The sequence below is a fragment of the Pseudoalteromonas sp. US3C1004 genome, assembly GCF_048401065.1.
Taxonomy (GTDB): Bacteria; Pseudomonadota; Gammaproteobacteria; order Enterobacterales; family Alteromonadaceae; genus Pseudoalteromonas; species Pseudoalteromonas undina.
Window position 1 is genome coordinate 429,187 of sequence record NZ_CP183073.1, and the last position, 18,948, is coordinate 448,134.

The 18,948-nt window shown below is 35.7% G+C and carries 17 protein-coding genes; 13 read left to right on the plus strand and 4 right to left on the minus strand.

Going from position 1 to position 18,948, the window contains the following annotated elements; translation table 11 throughout:
- The first annotated feature begins 59 nt into the window (after positions 1–59).
- The 4 genes from ACNSN3_RS02000 to ACNSN3_RS02015 all read left to right on the plus strand — a co-directional run bounded on the left by ACNSN3_RS02000 (position 60) and on the right by ACNSN3_RS02015 (position 4,153).
- A complete protein-coding gene (locus ACNSN3_RS02000; RefSeq protein ID WP_418608388.1) occupies positions 60–257 on the plus strand; it encodes an integrase in 198 nt (65 codons plus the stop codon).
- A 159-nt stretch (positions 258–416) separates the two neighbouring features.
- Positions 417–1,691 (plus strand): hypothetical protein, encoded by a 1,275-nt coding sequence (locus ACNSN3_RS02005; protein ID WP_418608390.1) that lies wholly within the window; start codon positions 417–419, stop codon positions 1,689–1,691.
- Positions 1,692–1,700: 9 nt separating this feature from the next.
- Complete coding sequence (locus tag ACNSN3_RS02010; protein ID WP_418608392.1) at positions 1,701–2,228, plus strand: hypothetical protein; 528 nt, start codon at positions 1,701–1,703, stop codon at positions 2,226–2,228.
- Positions 2,216–4,153, plus strand: coding sequence for an AAA family ATPase (locus tag ACNSN3_RS02015; protein WP_418608394.1), 1,938 nt, complete (start codon positions 2,216–2,218; stop codon positions 4,151–4,153). Before ACNSN3_RS02010 ends, ACNSN3_RS02015 begins: the two co-directional genes overlap by 13 nt.
- Before the next feature lie 311 nt (positions 4,154–4,464).
- Here ACNSN3_RS02015 and ACNSN3_RS02020 read toward each other — a convergent pair whose 3' ends face one another.
- A complete protein-coding gene (locus ACNSN3_RS02020; protein ID WP_418608396.1) occupies positions 4,465–5,823 on the minus strand; it encodes a serine hydrolase domain-containing protein in 1,359 nt (452 codons plus the stop codon).
- Between the two features lie 189 nt (positions 5,824–6,012).
- Between ACNSN3_RS02020 and ACNSN3_RS02025 the strand changes: the two genes are divergently transcribed.
- The 7 genes from ACNSN3_RS02025 to ACNSN3_RS02055 all read left to right on the plus strand — a co-directional run bounded on the left by ACNSN3_RS02025 (position 6,013) and on the right by ACNSN3_RS02055 (position 10,505).
- Entirely contained in the window at positions 6,013–6,321 is a 309-nt protein-coding gene (locus ACNSN3_RS02025) for a hypothetical protein (protein WP_418608398.1), read from the plus strand.
- A 132-nt stretch (positions 6,322–6,453) separates the two neighbouring features.
- On the plus strand, positions 6,454–6,942 hold the full coding sequence (locus ACNSN3_RS02030) for a type VI secretion system amidase effector protein Tae4 (RefSeq protein ID WP_418608400.1): 489 nt from the start codon (positions 6,454–6,456) through the stop codon (positions 6,940–6,942).
- On the plus strand, positions 6,942–7,295 hold the full coding sequence (locus ACNSN3_RS02035; protein ID WP_418608402.1) for a hypothetical protein: 354 nt from the start codon (positions 6,942–6,944) through the stop codon (positions 7,293–7,295). The genes ACNSN3_RS02030 and ACNSN3_RS02035 overlap by 1 nt, the downstream gene beginning before the upstream one ends.
- Positions 7,296–8,084: 789 nt before the next feature.
- Positions 8,085–8,411, plus strand: coding sequence for a hypothetical protein (locus ACNSN3_RS02040; protein ID WP_418608404.1), 327 nt, complete (start codon positions 8,085–8,087; stop codon positions 8,409–8,411).
- Between the two features lie 9 nt (positions 8,412–8,420).
- Positions 8,421–8,921 (plus strand): hypothetical protein, encoded by a 501-nt coding sequence (locus ACNSN3_RS02045; RefSeq protein WP_418608406.1) that lies wholly within the window; start codon positions 8,421–8,423, stop codon positions 8,919–8,921.
- Between the two features lie 95 nt (positions 8,922–9,016).
- The gene (locus tag ACNSN3_RS02050) at positions 9,017–9,430 is read left to right on the plus strand and encodes a hypothetical protein (RefSeq protein ID WP_418608408.1); all 414 of its coding nucleotides are present in this window, start codon (positions 9,017–9,019) and stop codon (positions 9,428–9,430) included.
- A 328-nt stretch (positions 9,431–9,758) separates the two neighbouring features.
- On the plus strand, positions 9,759–10,505 hold the full coding sequence (locus ACNSN3_RS02055) for a type II CAAX prenyl endopeptidase Rce1 family protein (RefSeq protein WP_418608410.1): 747 nt from the start codon (positions 9,759–9,761) through the stop codon (positions 10,503–10,505).
- Between the two features lie 205 nt (positions 10,506–10,710).
- Here the strand turns inward: ACNSN3_RS02055 and ACNSN3_RS02060 are convergent, their stop codons facing one another.
- Positions 10,711–12,354 (minus strand): methyl-accepting chemotaxis protein, encoded by a 1,644-nt coding sequence (locus tag ACNSN3_RS02060; RefSeq protein ID WP_418608412.1) that lies wholly within the window; start codon positions 12,352–12,354, stop codon positions 10,711–10,713.
- Positions 12,355–12,728: 374 nt separating this feature from the next.
- Positions 12,729–13,466: a DUF4198 domain-containing protein gene (locus tag ACNSN3_RS02065; RefSeq protein WP_418608414.1), complete on the minus strand. Its 738-nt coding sequence runs from the start codon at positions 13,464–13,466 to the stop codon at positions 12,729–12,731.
- 246 nt (positions 13,467–13,712) lie between these two features.
- Here ACNSN3_RS02065 and ACNSN3_RS02070 point away from each other — a divergent pair, with 246 nt between their 5' ends.
- Complete coding sequence (locus tag ACNSN3_RS02070) at positions 13,713–15,821, plus strand: TonB-dependent siderophore receptor (protein WP_418608416.1); 2,109 nt, start codon at positions 13,713–13,715, stop codon at positions 15,819–15,821.
- Between the two features lie 168 nt (positions 15,822–15,989).
- On the opposite strand, the gene ACNSN3_RS02075 is transcribed toward ACNSN3_RS02070, so the two are convergent.
- Complete coding sequence (locus ACNSN3_RS02075; protein WP_175573841.1) at positions 15,990–17,411, minus strand: PLP-dependent aminotransferase family protein; 1,422 nt, start codon at positions 17,409–17,411, stop codon at positions 15,990–15,992.
- Between the two features lie 132 nt (positions 17,412–17,543).
- Between ACNSN3_RS02075 and ACNSN3_RS02080 the strand changes: the two genes are divergently transcribed.
- Entirely contained in the window at positions 17,544–18,944 is a 1,401-nt protein-coding gene (locus tag ACNSN3_RS02080; protein ID WP_054202286.1) for a cytochrome ubiquinol oxidase subunit I, read from the plus strand.
- The last annotated feature ends 4 nt before the right edge of the window (positions 18,945–18,948 follow it).

Here is an 18,948-nt window from a genome sequence, read left to right on the forward strand (position 1 = left end):
TGGGTAGTAAGTTCCACTGTAGAGTGTGATTTATCGAAATAATAAAAGCCGTTGCAGCAATGCAACGGCTTTTTTGTGTGTGTTTAAACATTGTAACGCATACTTTGTGTAATGGCGCTGATTTACGCCACATTCAAATGCTGGGTCATACCAGTATCCTCATAACACAACTTTACACGCATGTTAGTCGTAAAGAACTATCCGAAGTTTATGAAGCAACGCATCCTTCTGCTGAGGGCGGTAGTGGTTTGCTTTGAATTTAAGTCGGAGTTTGAATTTTAGTTACTTTATCCAATTAATAAATAATTAAAAATATGGTAAGTTAAAGTCTTACTTTTTTGTTTTAGGGTTATTGCCAATGGGAATCGCTCAATTATCGCCTGTAGTAGCTACAAATATAAGAATAAATGGATGTTATGGTAGAAACAACAAACAGAGAGGCTGTTAATACCTCAGGGAAGGGCCTTTATTTTCAAAAGAATCGTGCTGTAATTCGTATACTTGACTACATAAAAGAATTCCGTGGTGAGCCAGTATACTGTGCCGTAGAGTTTATAGAAGATTCTTTACTAATTCATGAGTCCTCTAATGGAGCGGAATATAAGTTAGAGGAAAATAAGTCTTATTCTAAAGCTATTAGCTTCAATAGCCACGCGATCAAAAATACACTTGTTGCTTTTGTAGATCAGCACTTAAAGTTTCTAGAGGATGAAAGAGCACTCAAATTTTCCGTTTATTGTTGCGCTAAAATAGGAAAAGAAAAAATTAAAAAAGAGTTTTTATCTGAATCTGGTATTGATGTAACTAGTGTGAAAAAAGAAAAAGAATTTTCTATTTTACAAAGAATAGTTAACGATCGTGAGTTGACTGACGAAGAAATAAAAGTTTCAAAAGCACTTTTTTTAGAGGAATACCGTAACCAATATAAGGTTTTGGATGAAAATGGTGATATTGAGGGATACTCAGGTTTTTATTCAAAAGTCTCGAAATGGAGCGATGAGCGATTTCAGTCATTTTTGTCACAAATAGAATGGGTATTTGATGAATCTGATGAGTATTTAGATAGCGTAGCTGTTGATAAAATTAAAGAATGTCAAAGTTATTATTCAATAACACATCATAAGGGAAAAGAAGAATTAATATTGCAGGCATGTAGAGGGCTTCTTGAAAAAAGGCAATTTAGTAAAAGTAAAATGGGTCGCTTTATTAACCCCTCTGATATTGAAAATATTTTCTTAAAAGTTGGCAGTAATATTGAAGGTGATAAACCTACAGACCCTGCTTGGAAAGCATTTGACACTTTAGAGAATGAAGATTTTCGGAATTTGAAAGATAAATACAAAGCAGTTTCTGATGTAATCACCAAAAAAACTTTAAAACGATTAAGTCGGCAGGCCACAAATTCAAAACGCATTACTGGTGCTGAATTTGGAAGAGAATATGTATCGCTAAGATATAAAGTTTTCGAAATCGGTGAAGAATTTATAGAGCTGCTATCACTGGATCATACGAAGAAATACTCGGAAGAAGAGCTAGATCAGATAGTTGAAGAAATAGTTAGTATTACTGAAAAACAAATAAGTGACTGGAAAAAAACGTACAAAATTCGCATCAATGATCGTCATAGTCTAAAAGGTATCGTTTTATCTTTATTTGACGATTGTTTTTTAGCTTTTGACGATATTGTATAGGCTTTGAAGATGGATACTAAAAAAGTAAGAAAGCTTAGTCACCTTTCTGGTGAAGACTACTACTACATGACTTATTTGTTAATTCTTTGTTTGGATCAGTTTTCGGCAAAGAAGAGCCGCTTGTTCAATGATCACCGAAAATTATCGTATTTGATACATATTATTTCTTCTAACTCAATAGTTAGCATTTTAAATGAAAATCCTGAATCGCATATTGCTAATGTACGAGACAAGGATTTGTTATACACCTCATACACTAATGGAACAATTCACGCAAAAGATGTATATAAGCTATTGTTAACTCTTGAAATTAAGGGTTTTGTTGAACTCATAAAAACTAAATCACCAGAGGTGCTAAATGTCAAAGTTTTAAACAAAAGCATCCCTAAAGAATTTTTTGATAAGAAAGTTTTTGAAGAAGAACTAAACAATATTAATGGGTTAAAAAAGTTTTTGGCTAGAGTCTCTGTGGTTGGACTAAAGACATTTGTGGAAAAGGTATACACCAATAAGGGACTTCGTGTATGGGTTCAATAAGAATTAATCAAGTAAGCTATTTTGGTAATAACTATAGCTATGTTTCTCCAAAATTTGACCGAGCAATTAGCGTTATCGAAGGTCCAAATGGAACAGGAAAATCTACTCTACTTAATTTAATTTATTTCGCTTTAGGTGGAAAAGTTGATGAGTTTATAGCAGGTAGTGACGAAGAACATAAAGAGATAGTTTATGACAACAATAATTATGTAGAACTTGACGTTAAATTATCTGGTCAGAAATTTAACTTACTGCGTGATTTTAAAGAAAACAAAATTAAAATTTTAGCTAACGAGGCATTCATCATTAATGGTGAAGAATATCCCAAGGCTGCTTCTTTACCTGTAAACAGAAGTAACTCGGAAACTTATATTTTTTCTGATTGGCTTTTGGATAAATTGGATATTCCAGTGATGGAGTTATTTAGCGCTGGTAAGTCTTTTAAGTTAGGGTTTTATGATTTGGCTAGATTAATTTATCACTCTCAAGAGCCAGATAGGACAAGAATTTATAAGCCTAACGACAAAAATAGTTTTGTATCTGACTCGGTACAAGTTAGAAATGCTATTTTTGAGATATTAGTTGGAAAGAACTTAAGGGACTTATATGCAGCTATTGGAGATACTAAAAGCAAACAAAGCGATTATGATTCTAAGCGCATAATTTTGAACGAATATAAGTCTATTGTCTCTGAAATTTTGGATCAAAATGGATTCAAAGAAGTAATAAATGAACATCATTTAAGAAAGAAAATTGAGGATACTCAAGAAGATATTGAAAGGCTCAACAAACTTAAACTAGAGCACTATAGCTCAAAAGTTGTATACCCTTCAGGTATGGAGTTAATAGATAAGGACAAAAGGCAATTAATTAGCTTAGAGCAATCATTAAAGCGGGAAGAAAGAGCCAAGAAAGAGTTATTTAAAGAAAAGTTAGATGTTAAAAGTGTATACGACAAAACAGTAGAGGACATTTCAAGAATAGAAAAAATTCTACACACACATAAGCAATTAAGTCTGTTCTCTAGCGATACCTGTCCGTATTGTTTGACTACAGTCCAAAGGGCAAAAAACAAGTGCATTTGTGGTTCCGATATAGAAGAAGGGCAATATCAACGATATTTTTACGAACCTTCTGAATATTACGAGCTGCTGTCATCCAAAATAAAGTCAATAGAAACTATTAAACTAGCGATGTCCGATATTGATGACGATTTAGTTGAACACAATAGCACGATTAGTGAATTAGTAGATACGATTTCAGGACTAGAACAAAAAATATATCATCGAATCGAAAACATAGAAGTGATTAATAATCAAGATGTTGTAGAGGAACTAGATGACAAAATTTTTGACTTGAAATCATCTGTTAATGATTTAAAACAAGCGCTTAAATTAGAAACTAAACTTGCCCGTCATCAAAGTAACGTCAGTGCAGCTAAAACAAGTTTAGAAAAAGCTAAATTACATGAGCAAAAGATGCAAGCGATTGCTGCAAATGAATTATTAGAACGAATCTCTGAGTTCAACGAGATTTATAATAATTACATGGTCAATTGCTTAGAAGGTTGTAGGAATGCGGAAATCGATTCTGGAAACTATATTCCTTCGGTTAATGATGGTGAATATAAAGAAGCAAGTGCAAGAGTTCCTAAAAGATTTTTTTATTATTTGACGCTGTTAAAGTTATCTTTAGACAAGGATATTCCATTTCCACGTTTTCTTTTGATTGATACTCCAGAAACTCATGGGATTGATCTCGATAATTTGAATACGATGTTAAGCACTGTTGCAGAGATAAATGGAAATGACGATTTTCAGATCATTTTATCTACTGGTGTTAAGAAATACCCTGAAAATCTTAGTGATAATGTTATACAAACTCTCAGTAAGAAAAATAGGTTACTAAAAACTGTCAGTCGTTAAAAAATTAACATTACAATTTCAATAAAACCAAAGGGGTCAAATCTTGACTTCAGACATCAAAGGTCTAGATTTATAGTTTACTACTCATTGAGTGAATTATTATGTCTAGACCGCTGCGAATAGAGTACGAGAACGCATTTTATCATGAAACCAAAAGGGTCAAATCTTGACTTCAGACATCAAAGGTCTAGATTTATAGTTTTCTACTTATTGATTAAAGAAGAGCAAGGGGTCAAAGAAGAGCAAGGGGTCAAATCTTGACTTCAGACATTAAAAATAGATAAATCAGAATAGGTGTCATTATAATTATCTTAAATTTTAATTGCCTCAGTTGGTGTGGTTGATAACCCACTAAAATATTTCATTATTAATTTCCCTTGGCTGTTTTTTTCAATGACTAAATAGTTATTTGAATTAGGGTAATAAAAACTATTTTTAGACATAGGGATTAGCTTTATTTTATTTCCACCTGTGCGCTGAGAATATAAAACGTCATTTTCATAAATTAGGCTGCGAGAAGTATTTTTATTAATACGGTAATCGCCTAAAACGGGTGATAGTTGCTGCGCTGTTACATTTACGCTTTTAAATTTTGGTAGTTCTATACCTAGTACTTTAGCTGTGAGTTTTTCGTTTATAAAAATAGGGTTTATATGGTTTGAATTAGCGAGTACAGCTACGTATAGTTTTTGCTCGGGTATATAGCGTGCATGTGCTAAAAAGCCATTTATTCCACCGGTGTGTTTAATTACCGTATAGTCATTAAAAGGCTTAATAACTAGGCCGTAACCGTAGGGTGAAAAACTGCCGTCGTTGAGTTTAAAAGGGCTGACCATCTTCTCATAACTTGCTTTACTAATAAGCTTGCCAGATGATAATGCACTAAACCAAATATTTAAGTCAGTTGGAGTAGATATAAGCGCCCCTGCGGCATAGGGCCAATCCATATTAATATAACTTGTGTTTATAAAGCCTTGCTCTGTTTGTTCATATCCAGCTGCGCGGTGAGGAACAAGCTCTTGCCCTTCGTAGCTACTTTGTGTCATCCCCAGTTTTTTAAAAATATATTGTTCAACGAACTCCTTATAAGATTGCCCACTTGCTACTTCCACTATTTTACCAAGTAGTGAATAACCTGTATTTGAATAAGCCATTGCTTCGCCTGGTTTAAAAACCATGGGGTGCTTGGCAAAACGTGCTAGCGTATCATCAACACTTGCAGGTACTTGTATTTCTTTATCGAACAGGTCGTCGTCATCGGTATAATTTGCTATTCCCGATGTGTGGGTCAGTAAGTTTTCTATTGTGACGAGGTTGCCCTCAGTAGGAAAGCTTGGAACATACTTATGAATATCGTCAGAGGTTAATAATTTACCTTGCTCTTGCAGCATCATAATTGCAGCAGCGGTAAACTGTTTTGAAATAGAACCTAACCGCAAAACACTTTGATTGGTTAGTACAATGTTGTGTTCAAGGTTGGCAAGCCCTCGGGTTCCTTTAAAAACAGTTTTTCCATTTTTACTTATTATTACTGACACACCAGGCTCACTGGCTGAAAGGGTATCATTAAGGATTTGCTGGTACTGTAAAGCTGCAGGCTCTGCTTTAGCTTGGTTGGGTATTAATAGAGTAAGAGCTAATAAGCAGCTTGTGTAAAATGGCTTAATCATGTTCATCCTTTAATTTTTATATCAAGTTTGCTAATGAGCAGGCGTTCCTAGCGCTTTATAGTGAGTTAATATTGCACAGCTAAAAAGTAAACACAATTAATGACGTTTTTAAGTGCTTAGTACTGATTAATAAGTACAATAGCTAAAATTTATTTATTTTAATTTTATATTTACAAGGAAGTTGTTTATATGAGTGATGTAACGCCATTTTTATATATTGCTGTTATGGCTTTTTATTTTTTACACAAAAACGAAGAAGGTAAAATTCTAGTACCGATCATTGCTTTTGCAGCAATACCGTTATTTAGTAACGATTACTGGCTGTGGTTTAAAGTGAGTATAGGGCTGAGCATCTATGTTTTAATGATAGAAAAAGCTAAGGCCGGATATACAGGAGGTGGAGCCGTTTCAGCATTCGCTGCATTTTTTATAGGGGCTTATATAGTCAGTGCCCTCATGCATACTGTTATGTTTATTGTAGCTGATATTAGTTTTTGATCATTTAAAACCAGATTACTTACCCATTAGATTTACATTAGCTCAATTCTAAAGTTATGTATTTTAGCTTGCTTTTTAAGCTCGTAAAATATAATTTAGGTACAACATAGACTAAATTAAAAGGAATTAACTATGATAAATCTACCTACATGGAATACTCTACAGAAAAACTATCCTGCACTGCCTGCGCCAGCTGTTTTTAAAAAAATAGGCGGTAAAGTGGAATTAAATCATGATATTGGTGTTTTTAATAACGCATGCGCAACACGAATCTCTCTCGCTTTAAATAGTGCAGACTCTACTCATAAGATTCCTTACTACAAAGCTATCGGTCCCAATGGAAAATTTGAAGGGCAGGTTTCTTCTGGAAAAAATAAAAACTGGTATATTTTTCGAGTAAAAATACTGATTAAGTATTTAACAGAGAAGTACGGTAATCCAGATATGTATAAACCAGCAATACATGAAAAAGAGCTAAACGGTCGTAAAGGTATTATTATTTACGAAGTAAATGGCTGGTCTGACGCTACTGGACATGCAGATTTATGGGATGGAAGTAAATGCGTTTATAAAGGTTATGGTAGCCAGTCAAATAACGTTTTATTTTGGGAAGCATCGTGATGTCGAAGTTTAAGGTAATAGGAGTTTTTTTATTATTCACCTTGAGCTTTTCATGCTCATCTATGCCAGAGAAGAGTAAAGAACCACTGATGGATTTTGCTAGTGCAAATTGCTTTTTTTGGTACTTCAAAGATAATAATATTCCTACTAATGATATTAGTAAAATAACAGGTGGAATTGTTGAAATGAGTAGCTATTCGGCTAATAAGTTTCAGCAGGTTGCGTTGTTGGTTAAAAATTACTCACCTCAATTGAAAACCAAGCATGAAGTTGATATACAACTGGCAAAATGCTTTTTATTAAAAGATGATGAAAGTTTCATAAAAGAGCTTAAAACCATAAGTGAATCTTAATTAACTTTATAAATTTTTCTTTTTTAATATGGAGATCTGGTCTTAATCTTTAGAATGATCTCCATGAAGAACTAAAAAACGAAATGAGTCACCCATTAGAAACTACTGGTCAAACAGGGCACTTTGATTTCTTAATATTTTTATTCAAAAAGCCAAGCCTCCCTATTTTTTAAACTCAATTTAACATGCCCCAAAACCTAAAAAGGTCTGGGCCATATTGGAACTTCGCTGACAGGTGTTTAGGCCAATACAAAGATTGTAAAAGCATACACAGAAGGAAATGAGCAAACTTGTACCAAGGCTAAGTATGTTGAGACAAAGCCAAAGGTGCTGGATTAGGCGTTAGTGGAGGTTATTCTGGAGGGGTTGCAGGCGAGTTAATATATGAGGTTATTGAAAAGTAATGGAGCCTATTAAGTTGTGGTTTTTAACTCTGTTTCTTACATCTGCGGGTCTTTTCTTTTTTATAATATTACCAATGTTAATAGCTATAAAAGATAAAAAACACGGTTGGTAGAGGATGTTCTAGATGATGGAAATCGTTTTTACTCATTAAATATCATAACTGCTGGTAGCGGAGCATTGCACTACGGTTCTATATTTCTATTCGATTGGTATGCTAGACGTTATAAGGTAATAGAGGAGAGAGAAAAAGTACCCAAAAATTTGCAGATGTGGTTTAAGCTTTATTATATTTTGTTTATAACATTTAGCCTTATGTTTTTATTAGCATGCCTCATGGCGTACTTTTTTTTAGATTAACTGCTTTTCTTTTTTGTTGATTAAATAATGGATTTGATATTTTTTGGTGTTGGCTTAAGTGTTATTTTTATCATTCTTTTACCTTTAGCTTTTTATTTAAAAGCAAAAAATCTCAGAACGGTTGAAGATATTTTAGAGCATGGAAATCGCTACTATTCCCTAAATATTTTTATGGCGCTTCATGGTTTACTTCATTATAGCAGTGTATTTTTATTTGATTGGTATGCAAAACGGTATAATTTATTAAGTGATAGAGACAAGGTACCAGCTCACGTCTCGAGATTATTTAAAGTGTATTTTGTAATTTTTATGCTTTGCGCACTACTAATGTTTTCATCTGTATTATTTGAATAATGGTTTTAGGTGATGGTCAGTGAAGTGAGAGCTACTAGCTTACAGAGTAATTCAATATTAAAACTAAAATACAGCTTAGTCTGTGCTTTAGCCATTGTATCAAGCGTTATTAGCTACTCATCATTAGCATTTACAATGTTAGTCATGCTTTGGCCTTACGATGCTATAAATGAGCTTGGGCCTAGGGTTATCGGTTTTTTTATTGGCATATGTGTGTTTATCTTTCTTGGGGCGCTCATATCTACAGGTAGAAGCTGGGTTATTAAAGTTTACCGCTTAGTTGCTGGGTGCTCTATAGCTGTGTCTCTAGTTTATATTTTAGGTTTAATATTTGAGCAAAAAAATGAACGTTTATTTAATGGTTTAGAACTTTCATTTTTATTTATGATTTTTAATTCATTTATATTGCTACTTTTTAAAAGTAAGTATTTAAAGGTGAGTGTTAATGTTATTAAAAGGCTTAAAAGACGGCAGAAAAAGCAAGTGGAATACTTAAAAAGCCAGCTTTAAATCATAATCTCCAACAGAATCAGCAAATATTAGATTATTAGTCGCTGTGAATTTTTGAGAATATATAATCTACATAATACATGGAGAAATGTAAGGTGGAATTGGTTAAACCTTTTTGTTTTTTGAGCACTATATTTTTTAGTCAATTTGCGGCAGGAAATGATTTATATTTTGATGTAGGCAAAGCTACACCTTATCTTAGTGTTTGTTCACTTAAGAATGATTTATCTGAAAGTAATACGATTGTTGATTTTACCAATGATTTACTAGGTAAAATCTATCACTCATCTGCAGAGACTGAGAAAGATGTTATTGCTTTAGGTACTAATGAATACTTTGATCAGTTGAGTTATCAATCTGCGCTTGGTGTTACTGAGGAATATGAGTTGTATACTTTGTCAAGGTGCGAACGCTTTGCAGTCAATTTTTTAAATAAGTTATGCTCAGACAAAGTGAGTAAACTTCCATTACCTAAGCTTACATGTACAAAGGCAAAGCAGTATCTTTAAATAAAAAACAAATTTAATAAAACTACATTACAAATTAATTTAGAATATTTTTTAAGGTTTTATTTTCGATTAGTTTTAAAAACCAAAGGGTTATACCTCTTGTTTTAGGAATAAAAGGAACGAAAGGGGTCACCCATTTGGTTTTAAATATACCCACCCCAAAACTACATATAAGTATTAATTGCTATAAACATCCTGTTTGCACCTAGAGTGCTTACCTCTTTTATAACTAATTGTTTAATAGTATCTAATTTAGGATTAGTATTCGGTACTACTTAAAACAATAATAAAATAAGTGCTAGAAATAGCCTTTAAAAAAGAGGTATTCATGGAAGATCTATTTATAGGTTTATTTGCAAATGTCGGCGTTATATTAGTTTTAGTTTTGATATTAAAAGCACTTAAAAAAGTTGATTTAAATCTAATGTGGTCTTTGATTTCGTTAGGTATTTTAGTTTGCTACTTTTTTGCTTTGTTTAAAGGTGGAAAGGTTATCCCCTTGGATATGCTTTTTCCTGATATGTCGTGGAATTGGTCTGGAAAAGTAGCGGCAATAATCCTTTGGTTAGTCGTACTACTAGCTTTAGTTAAATTTAAAGCTAACTTTCGTATTGCGGATGCAGGTTTTACTTTTAGGCAAAATGAAAGTTCTATAAAGCCAGCTTTTACAGTTATGTGCTTGTTTATCATTTTACAGATAGTTGTATCACTTTTTTGGAGTGGTGAACCTAATTACGATTTAGAAACCTTACTTTATCAGGCAACAATGCCAGGCTTTGATGAGGAGCCAATGTTTAGAGGGATTCTTTTATTTTGTATATCTTTGGCAATCATATCAGAACGCTATAATTTAGGTGGTGCGTCAATTAACATTGCAGGGTTGCTCTTAGTGGTGTTATTTGGACTAGTTCATGGGGTTATGTTTAATGGTGGAGAGTGGCACTTTTCTTTCCCCGCTATTTTATTAACAGGCGGCTACGGCTTTATTTTACTTTGGCTAAGAGAGCGCACAGGGAGTTTGGTGTTTCCTATTTTAGCCCATAATAGTGTTAACTTTGTTGGGCAGCTAATCTAATTAAAAGTTTAATTTAAGAGAGGTAAAATCTTGTTTAAGTTTTTACCTCTTCACCGGCAGCAGTCAAAAGGGCTCGTTTGCAGGTGACCACAAGTCATTCATGCCTGCAATTTGAGCTCCTTTTATTACCTATGCTTTTAGTGGTTTGTACTGCTAAACCTGCTGCCGAACACTACTCAGCTTGAAAGCATGAGAAGCCCAGAACTTACACTTTAAACTGTTGTACCAGTTTTAATAAGTTATTGCCTAGTATTGCCATTTCGTTACTTGCTGTTGATGTTTGCTCAGTTGCAGCTGATGATTGCTCTGTCACTTGTTTAATATTAACAACGTTGCGGCTGATCTCATCTGCGACCACGGCCTGTTGTTCAGCGGCTGAGGCTATTTGCGCGTTCATATCATTAATTGCGCTGCTGTAGTCATTGATTGTTCGCAGGGTTTCACCTGTTTTACTGACTTTTTCAACAACTAAGTCTGTTTGTTGTTGGCTTTTGGTCATTACCTCAATGGCGGTTAATATTCCGGATTGAAACTTATCGATCATTTGTTCTATGTTGGTGGCCGACTCTTTAGTTCGTTGTGCTAAGGTTCGTACTTCATCAGCAACAACTGCAAAACCTCTGCCTTGCTCACCCGCTCTTGCGGCTTCAATGGCGGCATTTAATGCCAATAAGTTTGTTTGTTCAGATACGCCTTTAATAACATCTAATATGGTACTTATATTTTCGCTGTCGGCTTGTAGCTTTTCAATTGCAGAGGCGGATTGATTAATTTCTTTAGTAAGGTTATCAACCGCGTGAACTGTTTCGTTCACCATGCTTTCACCGGCTTTAGCATTATTATTTGAATCACTTGCTGAACTGGCTGCATTTTCTGCGCTATTGGCAACGTCTTGAATTGTTGCATTCATTTGCGTCATAGCGGTGGCAACTTGTTGCGTTTCATCATGCAGCTTTTTAACTGCTGCACTTGTGGTGTTACTAACTATTGAAAGCTCTTCGGAAGTTGATGCAACCTGAGTGGTTTCAGATGCCACTGAGGTTATTGTGGTGCGAATTTTAGCAACAAATTTATTAAATGCGCGGGCAACGTCGCCGGTTTCATCTTTTGATGAATCGTCGACTGTTACGGTTAAATCACCTTCGCCATCGGCAATATCGTTCATTCTATGTGAAAGGCGATTAAGTGCGCCGGTAATTCTCGAAGAGATAAAAATGGCAATAACAATACCTGCGATTAAGCCTACAAGGGTAATTACAAGCATTAAGCTATATGCAGAGGAGTGCCGTGCTTGAGCTTCTAACTCGTCATTTGCCATATCTTGTTCGATTGCATTTACTAAATTAGCCATTTGAGAAATGGCTAAATCGTTTAGTCTCCTGCCTTCATTTTTAGATAAGGCTATTGCTTTGTCGTTTAAATCAGCTCTTGCTAGGTCTCGAATTTGAAGATTTACCTCAATATATTCATCCCATGTCGCGGCAAATTCATCGAGTAAACGTTTGCCGTTGTCATTGACTAAATTGCGAAGAGTTGCACGTCGCTCTAGCATTTCATCTCGCGTTTGAGCTATGAAGTCGGCGTATTCATCCATGGCTGCTTTTGAGTCTGCCAAAATTATATTTTTTTCAGCTCGAGATACAGCTAAAGCGCCTTGATTGACTCTAGCTGCCAGTTTTACTTTTTCAGCTGAAACATTAATTATTTTACTCATCTGATCATTCATTATGGAAAGGTTATATATACCAATCCCAGCAGTAACAATTAGCATGATGATTATTAGACTAAAACTCGCTAATAATTTTGCTTTAATTGAAGTGAAACCAATTTGATTTAAATTTGAGATCATTTTTAAATTCCTTTTGGCAGTCCATTTATCGACTTGTATCTTTGAAAAATAACAGGTTCGTTGTAGCACCACTAATTAATAAACTGTAGAGCAAAAATTTAATAAATAAAGGTTGGTTTTTAATCAGGTTAATTGTGTTATTTTTGATAGACGTGAGCGTTATGAACTTTATTTATTATAATTCCCCGACTTTAATGATTAATATTTTATAAATAAAAGTGTGATGTTTTGGGGTGTTTTTTCTTTTTTATTAAATAGTTAGGTTTTCAAGGCTACTTTTTAAATTATCACCGCTTAGGGCTAAACAGTGATAATTGAGAATGAAAAGTCAGCCAGCGAGTAAGGAATTGAGCTGACTTGACTGTATTTAAAGTTTACTCTGCGGCATGGGGTAAAACAAATGAGAGTGTGGCTAAATGCTCGGTTTTATCAAATACATTTAAATTCGTGCTTTTTTCGTCGTAGATCGCGGCTATTACGTTTAAGCCTTGGTTACGCAATGGCAATGTGACCAAGCCGTCATCATTACTAACTATTGCTTCTTGATCTGGATCGTTTACTAAATCATTGATTACTTTAGCACCTTGAACAGCTTTACTATTGAAAGTTATGCGGTAACTAACCATAGCTCCTTTTTGATCTGAAAATTCTTCGCCTACAGGAAGAATTTGCAATTGCTGATTTTTAAGCGCAGGTACTTGGGCAAGCGGGCCACGTAAATGTACTGCGTACTTTTTAGTATGTTCGCTTAATAGTGCATTGGGGATTGCATCTCGACCTTTAGCAAACCATTTACCTTCCTTTGTTTTACTCCACAACCCATTATCGAGCATGCCAGTAACCGCATAAACGGTTTTATCATTTAGCAGCATCATAGGCCCTGACTCAACAAGCTTTACGTTTTGTTGTTGCCAGTTTTTGTTATAGCCAGTAATGCTTTTAATTTTATTTTGTCGTTTTACGGTATCTAAATCTTGTGCGCCTTCGCCATATATAAAGGCCAACTGTGATGAGCGCTCTGCAAACCATATTGCATGAGCCTGTGTTTGTTCGCTGTATGCGCTTGATATTGATGTGACTAATGCCATGCAGGCGAAAGGTAATATTTTCATTTTTTTCTCTAAATTTTAGGAGGTATTTATTTTTCGATGTTGAATACGTTTAATTCAAAAAGAAAAAACAGCCTCTAATAACTTTGTAAAATTTGTTGCTGTAGGGTAGCTCTTTTTATTCTATTTGTATATTATTGCAAATAACAATAATTACCATTTGTATTTCATGTTTATTTAATCGGCTTTACTAAAAAAATTTTAGTAAAAACTTAACCGATTAAGCTTGCATGATATCTAAGAGATAGAATGAACTTAATAAATCGATACCAAATATCTGCCATATCAATTGCTATAAGTACCATTTTAGCGCCTTCTGTATACGCAGCTTCAGCGTCAGCTAACATAGAGAAAATAGCGGTTACGGGTGTTAGACAAGCTTTTCGTGGCGATGTGCCCTTAAGCGAGCAACCGCAAAGTATTGAGTTTATATCAGCAGAAAACCTCGATGACGCAGGAGTGACTACACTCACCGATATATTTGATTTAACGCCGAGTATTTCTGAACAAAATGATTTTGGTGGATTGTGGGAAAGCTTTGCAGTACGTGGCTTAGTAGGCGATGAGAATATTCCTTCAGGCTTTTTAATTAATGGTTTTTCATCGGGTCGAAGTTTTAGCGGTACCCGCGATACCAGTAATATTGATTATGTAGAAGTGATGAAAGGGCCTGGCTCTGCTCTTTATGGTCGCTCTGAGCCTGGCGGTACTATTAATATCATCACTAAAAAGCCACAGTTTGAAGAACAAGGCTCTTTGAAAGTATCTGCAGGGAGTTGGCAGAGTTATCGCGCTGAAGGTGACTACACTAATGCTATTACCAATGAACTCGCTTTTAGAGTAAATGGTGCAATTGAAGACGGTGAGGGTTTTAGAGACTACCACGAAAATAAAAAAACGGTGATCACACCTTCAATTCTTTGGTTAATATCCGACACAACAAAATTAAATTATGAACTAGAGTATGTTGATCAGAGTGTGACGTTTGACCGTGGCATTGTTGCCCTAGACGGGAAGATAGACGCATTACCTATTGAAACGTTTTTAGGTGAGCCAAGCGATAAACCAACAGAGGTTGATGCGATTTCTCATCAACTGACTTTTGAGCATCAAATAGGGGAATGGTCACTTTTAAATGGGCTTAGCTATAGCGATTCTAAATTTATAAGCGAATCGAGTGATGCTGAACTCGCCCCTAGCAGGCAGGTTTATTTTACTGATGGCGAAACTTTAAGTCGGCAACATAACGAGCGTGATTTTCAAACTAAAAATATTTCAGCCCGCACTGAGCTAAGTGGCAGCGTTACTGCTGCTGGGTTTACCCATCATTTATTAATAGGTGCCGATGCCAGCAAGTTTGATTTTGATAAACTTTGGTATAGATATCGCCCTACGCTTGAAGATACGCGCTATGCCATTAATATGTATAACCCTGTGTATGGGCAAACAGCACCCGAAGGCTCACTTTTATTCAACAGCACTGAAGTACAGCATAGCTACGGGATTTATATTCAAGATCAAATCGACGTCACTGAGCAGTGGAAAGTACAAGTAGGCGGTCGTTATGATTGGTTTGATCAGCAAATAGATAATCATATTAATCAAAGTCAGTCTAAAAGCAATCAGAGTACATTCAGCCCACGAGTAGGCTTAGTGTATGCTTTCTCAGACGACATACAGTATTACAGCAGTTACTCTGAAGGTTTTAGGCCAAACAGTGGTTACGATATAAATGGTGATGCATTTGAGCCAGAATCAACAACCTCTATTGAGGCGGGTGTTAAATTTAGCACCGATACCCTAAATGGTAGCTTTACTGTATTTAGCGCCGAAAAAAGCAATATGTTGACCACAGATTTGCAAGCAGGCGTGTCGACGGCGTTAGGCGAGGTAACTAGCGAAGGCGTTGAGTTTGATTTACACGGTTATATTACAGAGCGCACCTCATTTGATTTGGCCTATACCTACACCGATGCAAAAACAGCAAACGACACGGTTAATACAGATTGGTGGGTAAAATTACCAAAAGGTAGCCCTTTACTCAATATTCCTAAACACAGTGCAAATGCACGTATTAAAAGAGAATTGAATGATTTAATCGATTTAAATGCAAGCGTTGGTATAGCTGTTCAGTATGAGGGGGAACGCTTAGGTGAAACCATAGACCCTACGTACTACTTACCTTCGTATACACTGGTGAACCTGTTCGCAACTTACAACGTTAATGAAGATGTGATTGTACAACTGAACATTAATAACGTGCTGGATAAAGAATATTACTCAAATTCTTACTCTGCAATTTGGACTCAACCAGGTGAGCCAGTCAATTATAAACTGAGCTTAAAATATAGCTTTTAATTTCTCTTAAAAAGCCTATTTAGCTGCAGTTTTGTAGAACTGCGGCTATAGCTGTTTATATTTTTACTGATCTATTTCGTATATTTACTTGCTCAGATAATTGCCTTTACTATTAAAGTCGCTAATGTGAAGTATTCTTATTATTAAAATATAGTGGGATTAAATTCGCTACACATTCTGTGTTTTTTTAGCAAATAGCGTGCAAAATAGTTTTTTGATTGCTACTTCTCTTTTTTTAGTGAAAGGGTGAATATAACTTAGTCGTAAAAAGTTTTTATATTGCCCTGATGCTGAAAAAAGTGAGCCAGGTGTCATAACGATACCTTGCTGCAGTATCTCATTATAGCTTTTTTGGGTGTCAATTGACTCATCTAACTCGACCCACATTGATATGCCGCCATGAGCTTGTGTAAATCGAATTTCTTCTGGCCAATGACTTTGTAAAAAATTAATAAGTTGTTGTTGCTGCTGTTTAATTGCACATACATGTTTATTTAGGTAGCGCCGATAGTGGCCGCCTTCTATAAAGCTTGCTAATCCTTGTTGAATGGATTCACATGAAGAAAGTTGTGTAACGAGTTTAAGTTGAGTGATTTTTTCATGCCATTTTCCTCCGAAAACCCAACCTATACGTAAATCTCTTGATAAGCTTTTTGAAAACGAACTACATAAAATAACGTCTCCTCGGGTGTCGAGACTTTTTAAAGGCTCACTGTAAAAAGGAGGAAAAGATAAATCGCCGTAGATGTCGTCTTCAATAATGCAAAAGTTACGTTGAATTGCCAATTTTAGCAGTGCTTCTCTTGCATTTTGGGGCATGTATGCACCTGTTGGTGTTGAGTAGTTAGGTGAGACCACGCATGCCTTTATTGGCCACTGGGTTATTTTTTTTGTCAGATCGACAATACTCAAGCCGTGCTCTGGATCGCATTCTATTTCTAATATTTTCAGATCAAGTTGCTCTAATATTTGCAACACCCCGTAAAAAGTTGGGGATTCAACAGCCACAGTGTCGCCTGGTGAACAAGTGGCCATCAGTGAAATAAATAAACTATGCTGGCAGCCATTAGTAATGCAAAGCTCATCCGGTTTTTGCTTTAGTGTGTGATAGTGACTAAGTAATGCATATTTCAAAGCTAAATTACCATCAGAATTATTATAGTAAAAAGCTTTTTGATCCGAAGAAGTGCGAAACGCTTTAGTTATATGTCGATTAAGAATGGTTAAATGTGCCGCGTCACTGGGTATACCTGCACTAGGTAAAATATCAAAGGCTGCACTGCGCGTCATTATATCTTTTAAAATAGTGGGTACAGACACATTTTGCGGTGTTAACGGCGTTGCTATTTGCTTGGGTATCGCTCTTTTGACTGGCTTTGTTTGAGTTACAAAATAACCTGACTTAGGTTTTACATAAATAAACCCTTGTGACTCCAAACGATGTAGTGCATGTAAAACGGTTGCTTTTGAAAGGTTTTGTAGTTTACAAAGCTCTCTCACTGAGGGGAGTTTTCCTGTTGGCATAAAGCCGTGAGCTAATATTCTCTTTTTTAATGTAGCCTCAAGCTCTATATATTTTAACTGCTTCATAAAATCACTCATGGTGACAATCTGTCCCTATTGTAAATTATTTTTCTGTGCCTGTACTGCAAAAATAAAGATATTACTATAGCTAACGAGTTTAATGTTTGCTCTGTAATTAACTAGGAGTAGGTTAGCGCTATGATCGATTTAACAGCTATTGATTTAGCTCGTATTCAGTTTGCATTTACAGTCTCTTTTCATATTATATTTCCTGCAATAACCATTGGTTTAGCAAGCTTCCTTGCGGTACTTGAAGGGCTTTGGTTATACACCCGAAAACCAATATATATGACGCTTTGTCGTTTTTGGATGAAAATATTTGCGGTCAATTTTGCGATGGGTGTGGTTTCCGGCATTGTAATGGCTTACCAGTTTGGTACTAATTGGAGTCAGTTTTCTAATTTTTCAGGGGCTATTACTGGGCCACTATTGAGTTATGAGGTGCTAACCGCATTTTTCTTAGAAGCAGGCTTTCTTGGCGTTATGCTTTTTGGTTGGAATAAAGTTGGCGAAAAACTTCATTTTACATCCACCTGTTTAGTAGCAATCGGTACGTTAATTTCGATGACTTGGATTTTAGCGTCTAATAGTTGGATGCAAACACCTCAAGGCTATGAAATTATTGACGGCCGAGCGGTTCCTGTTGATTGGTTTGAGATTATATTTAACCCCTCATTTCCTTATCGTTTAGCTCATATGGGCTTAGCAGCTTTTTTAGCGACTGCACTATTAGTCGGTGGCTCTGGTGCATGGCATTTATTAAAAAACTCACACACTCAGGCGGCAAAAAAGATGCTGTCGATGGCAATGTGGATGTTGTTGTTTACTGCCCCAATGCAGGCTTTTGTAGGAGATATACACGGACTAAATACACTTGAGTATCAACCGATTAAAGTGGCTGCAATGGAAGGGCATTGGCATGAATCAGAACCCGGCGAAGGTGTCCCCTTAGTTTTATTTGCCTGGCCAAATATGGAGCAGGAACGTAACGATTACGCGATAGAGATCCCACATCTAGCTAGCCTAATTTTAACCCATAGTGTTGATGGTACGATTGCCCCATTAACATCAGTTCCTGCACAAGACCGCCCCAATGTACCGATTGTTTTTTTTAGTTTTAGAATCATGATTGCTTTAGGTTTACTAATGATTTTGTTAGGAATTACTGGGTTAGTATTACGTAAAAAAAGGCGCATATACGAGAATAAATGGTTCTTGAGATACTGTGTAGTAATGGGACCTACGGGTTTGATTGCAATGCTTACCGGGTGGTTTGTTACTGAAGTTGGACGACAACCCTGGGTTGTCTATGGGTTGCAAAGAACGGTTGATGCAAGCTCTGCTCATTCGATGACGGCAATGAGTTATTCATTACTTACTTTTGTTGTTTTATATGTATGTGTATTCGGGGTAGGTGTACGTTATATGTTAGCACTTATCAAAAAAGGCCCTGAAAAAGTGCCTAGCAATGATAATAAAGACGATCTAAACAAACGTCCGGCTCGTCCATTATCAGCGGCTGATGGTATTGAGCTTTAGGAGA

What these genes read in the sequence shown, in the direction of transcription:
- ACNSN3_RS02000 (WP_418608388.1), top strand. Translation starts at nt 60, where the DNA reads ATGCAACGGCTTTTTTGTGTGTGTTTAAACATTGTAACGCATACTTTG.
- ACNSN3_RS02005 (WP_418608390.1), top strand. Translation starts at nt 417, where the DNA reads ATGGTAGAAACAACAAACAGAGAGGCTGTTAATACCTCAGGGAAGGGC.
- ACNSN3_RS02010 (WP_418608392.1), top strand. Translation starts at nt 1,701, where the DNA reads ATGGATACTAAAAAAGTAAGAAAGCTTAGTCACCTTTCTGGTGAAGAC.
- ACNSN3_RS02015 (WP_418608394.1), top strand. Translation starts at nt 2,216, where the DNA reads ATGGGTTCAATAAGAATTAATCAAGTAAGCTATTTTGGTAATAACTAT.
- ACNSN3_RS02020 (WP_418608396.1), bottom strand. Translation starts at nt 5,823, where the DNA reads ATGATTAAGCCATTTTACACAAGCTGCTTATTAGCTCTTACTCTATTA.
- ACNSN3_RS02025 (WP_418608398.1), top strand. Translation starts at nt 6,013, where the DNA reads ATGAGTGATGTAACGCCATTTTTATATATTGCTGTTATGGCTTTTTAT.
- ACNSN3_RS02030 (WP_418608400.1), top strand. Translation starts at nt 6,454, where the DNA reads ATGATAAATCTACCTACATGGAATACTCTACAGAAAAACTATCCTGCA.
- ACNSN3_RS02035 (WP_418608402.1), top strand. Translation starts at nt 6,942, where the DNA reads ATGTCGAAGTTTAAGGTAATAGGAGTTTTTTTATTATTCACCTTGAGC.
- ACNSN3_RS02040 (WP_418608404.1), top strand. Translation starts at nt 8,085, where the DNA reads ATGGATTTGATATTTTTTGGTGTTGGCTTAAGTGTTATTTTTATCATT.
- ACNSN3_RS02055 (WP_418608410.1), top strand. Translation starts at nt 9,759, where the DNA reads ATGGAAGATCTATTTATAGGTTTATTTGCAAATGTCGGCGTTATATTA.
- ACNSN3_RS02060 (WP_418608412.1), bottom strand. Translation starts at nt 12,354, where the DNA reads ATGATCTCAAATTTAAATCAAATTGGTTTCACTTCAATTAAAGCAAAA.
- ACNSN3_RS02065 (WP_418608414.1), bottom strand. Translation starts at nt 13,466, where the DNA reads ATGAAAATATTACCTTTCGCCTGCATGGCATTAGTCACATCAATATCA.
- ACNSN3_RS02070 (WP_418608416.1), top strand. Translation starts at nt 13,713, where the DNA reads ATGAACTTAATAAATCGATACCAAATATCTGCCATATCAATTGCTATA.
- ACNSN3_RS02075 (WP_175573841.1), bottom strand. Translation starts at nt 17,411, where the DNA reads ATGAAGCAGTTAAAATATATAGAGCTTGAGGCTACATTAAAAAAGAGA.
- ACNSN3_RS02080 (WP_054202286.1), top strand. Translation starts at nt 17,544, where the DNA reads ATGATCGATTTAACAGCTATTGATTTAGCTCGTATTCAGTTTGCATTT.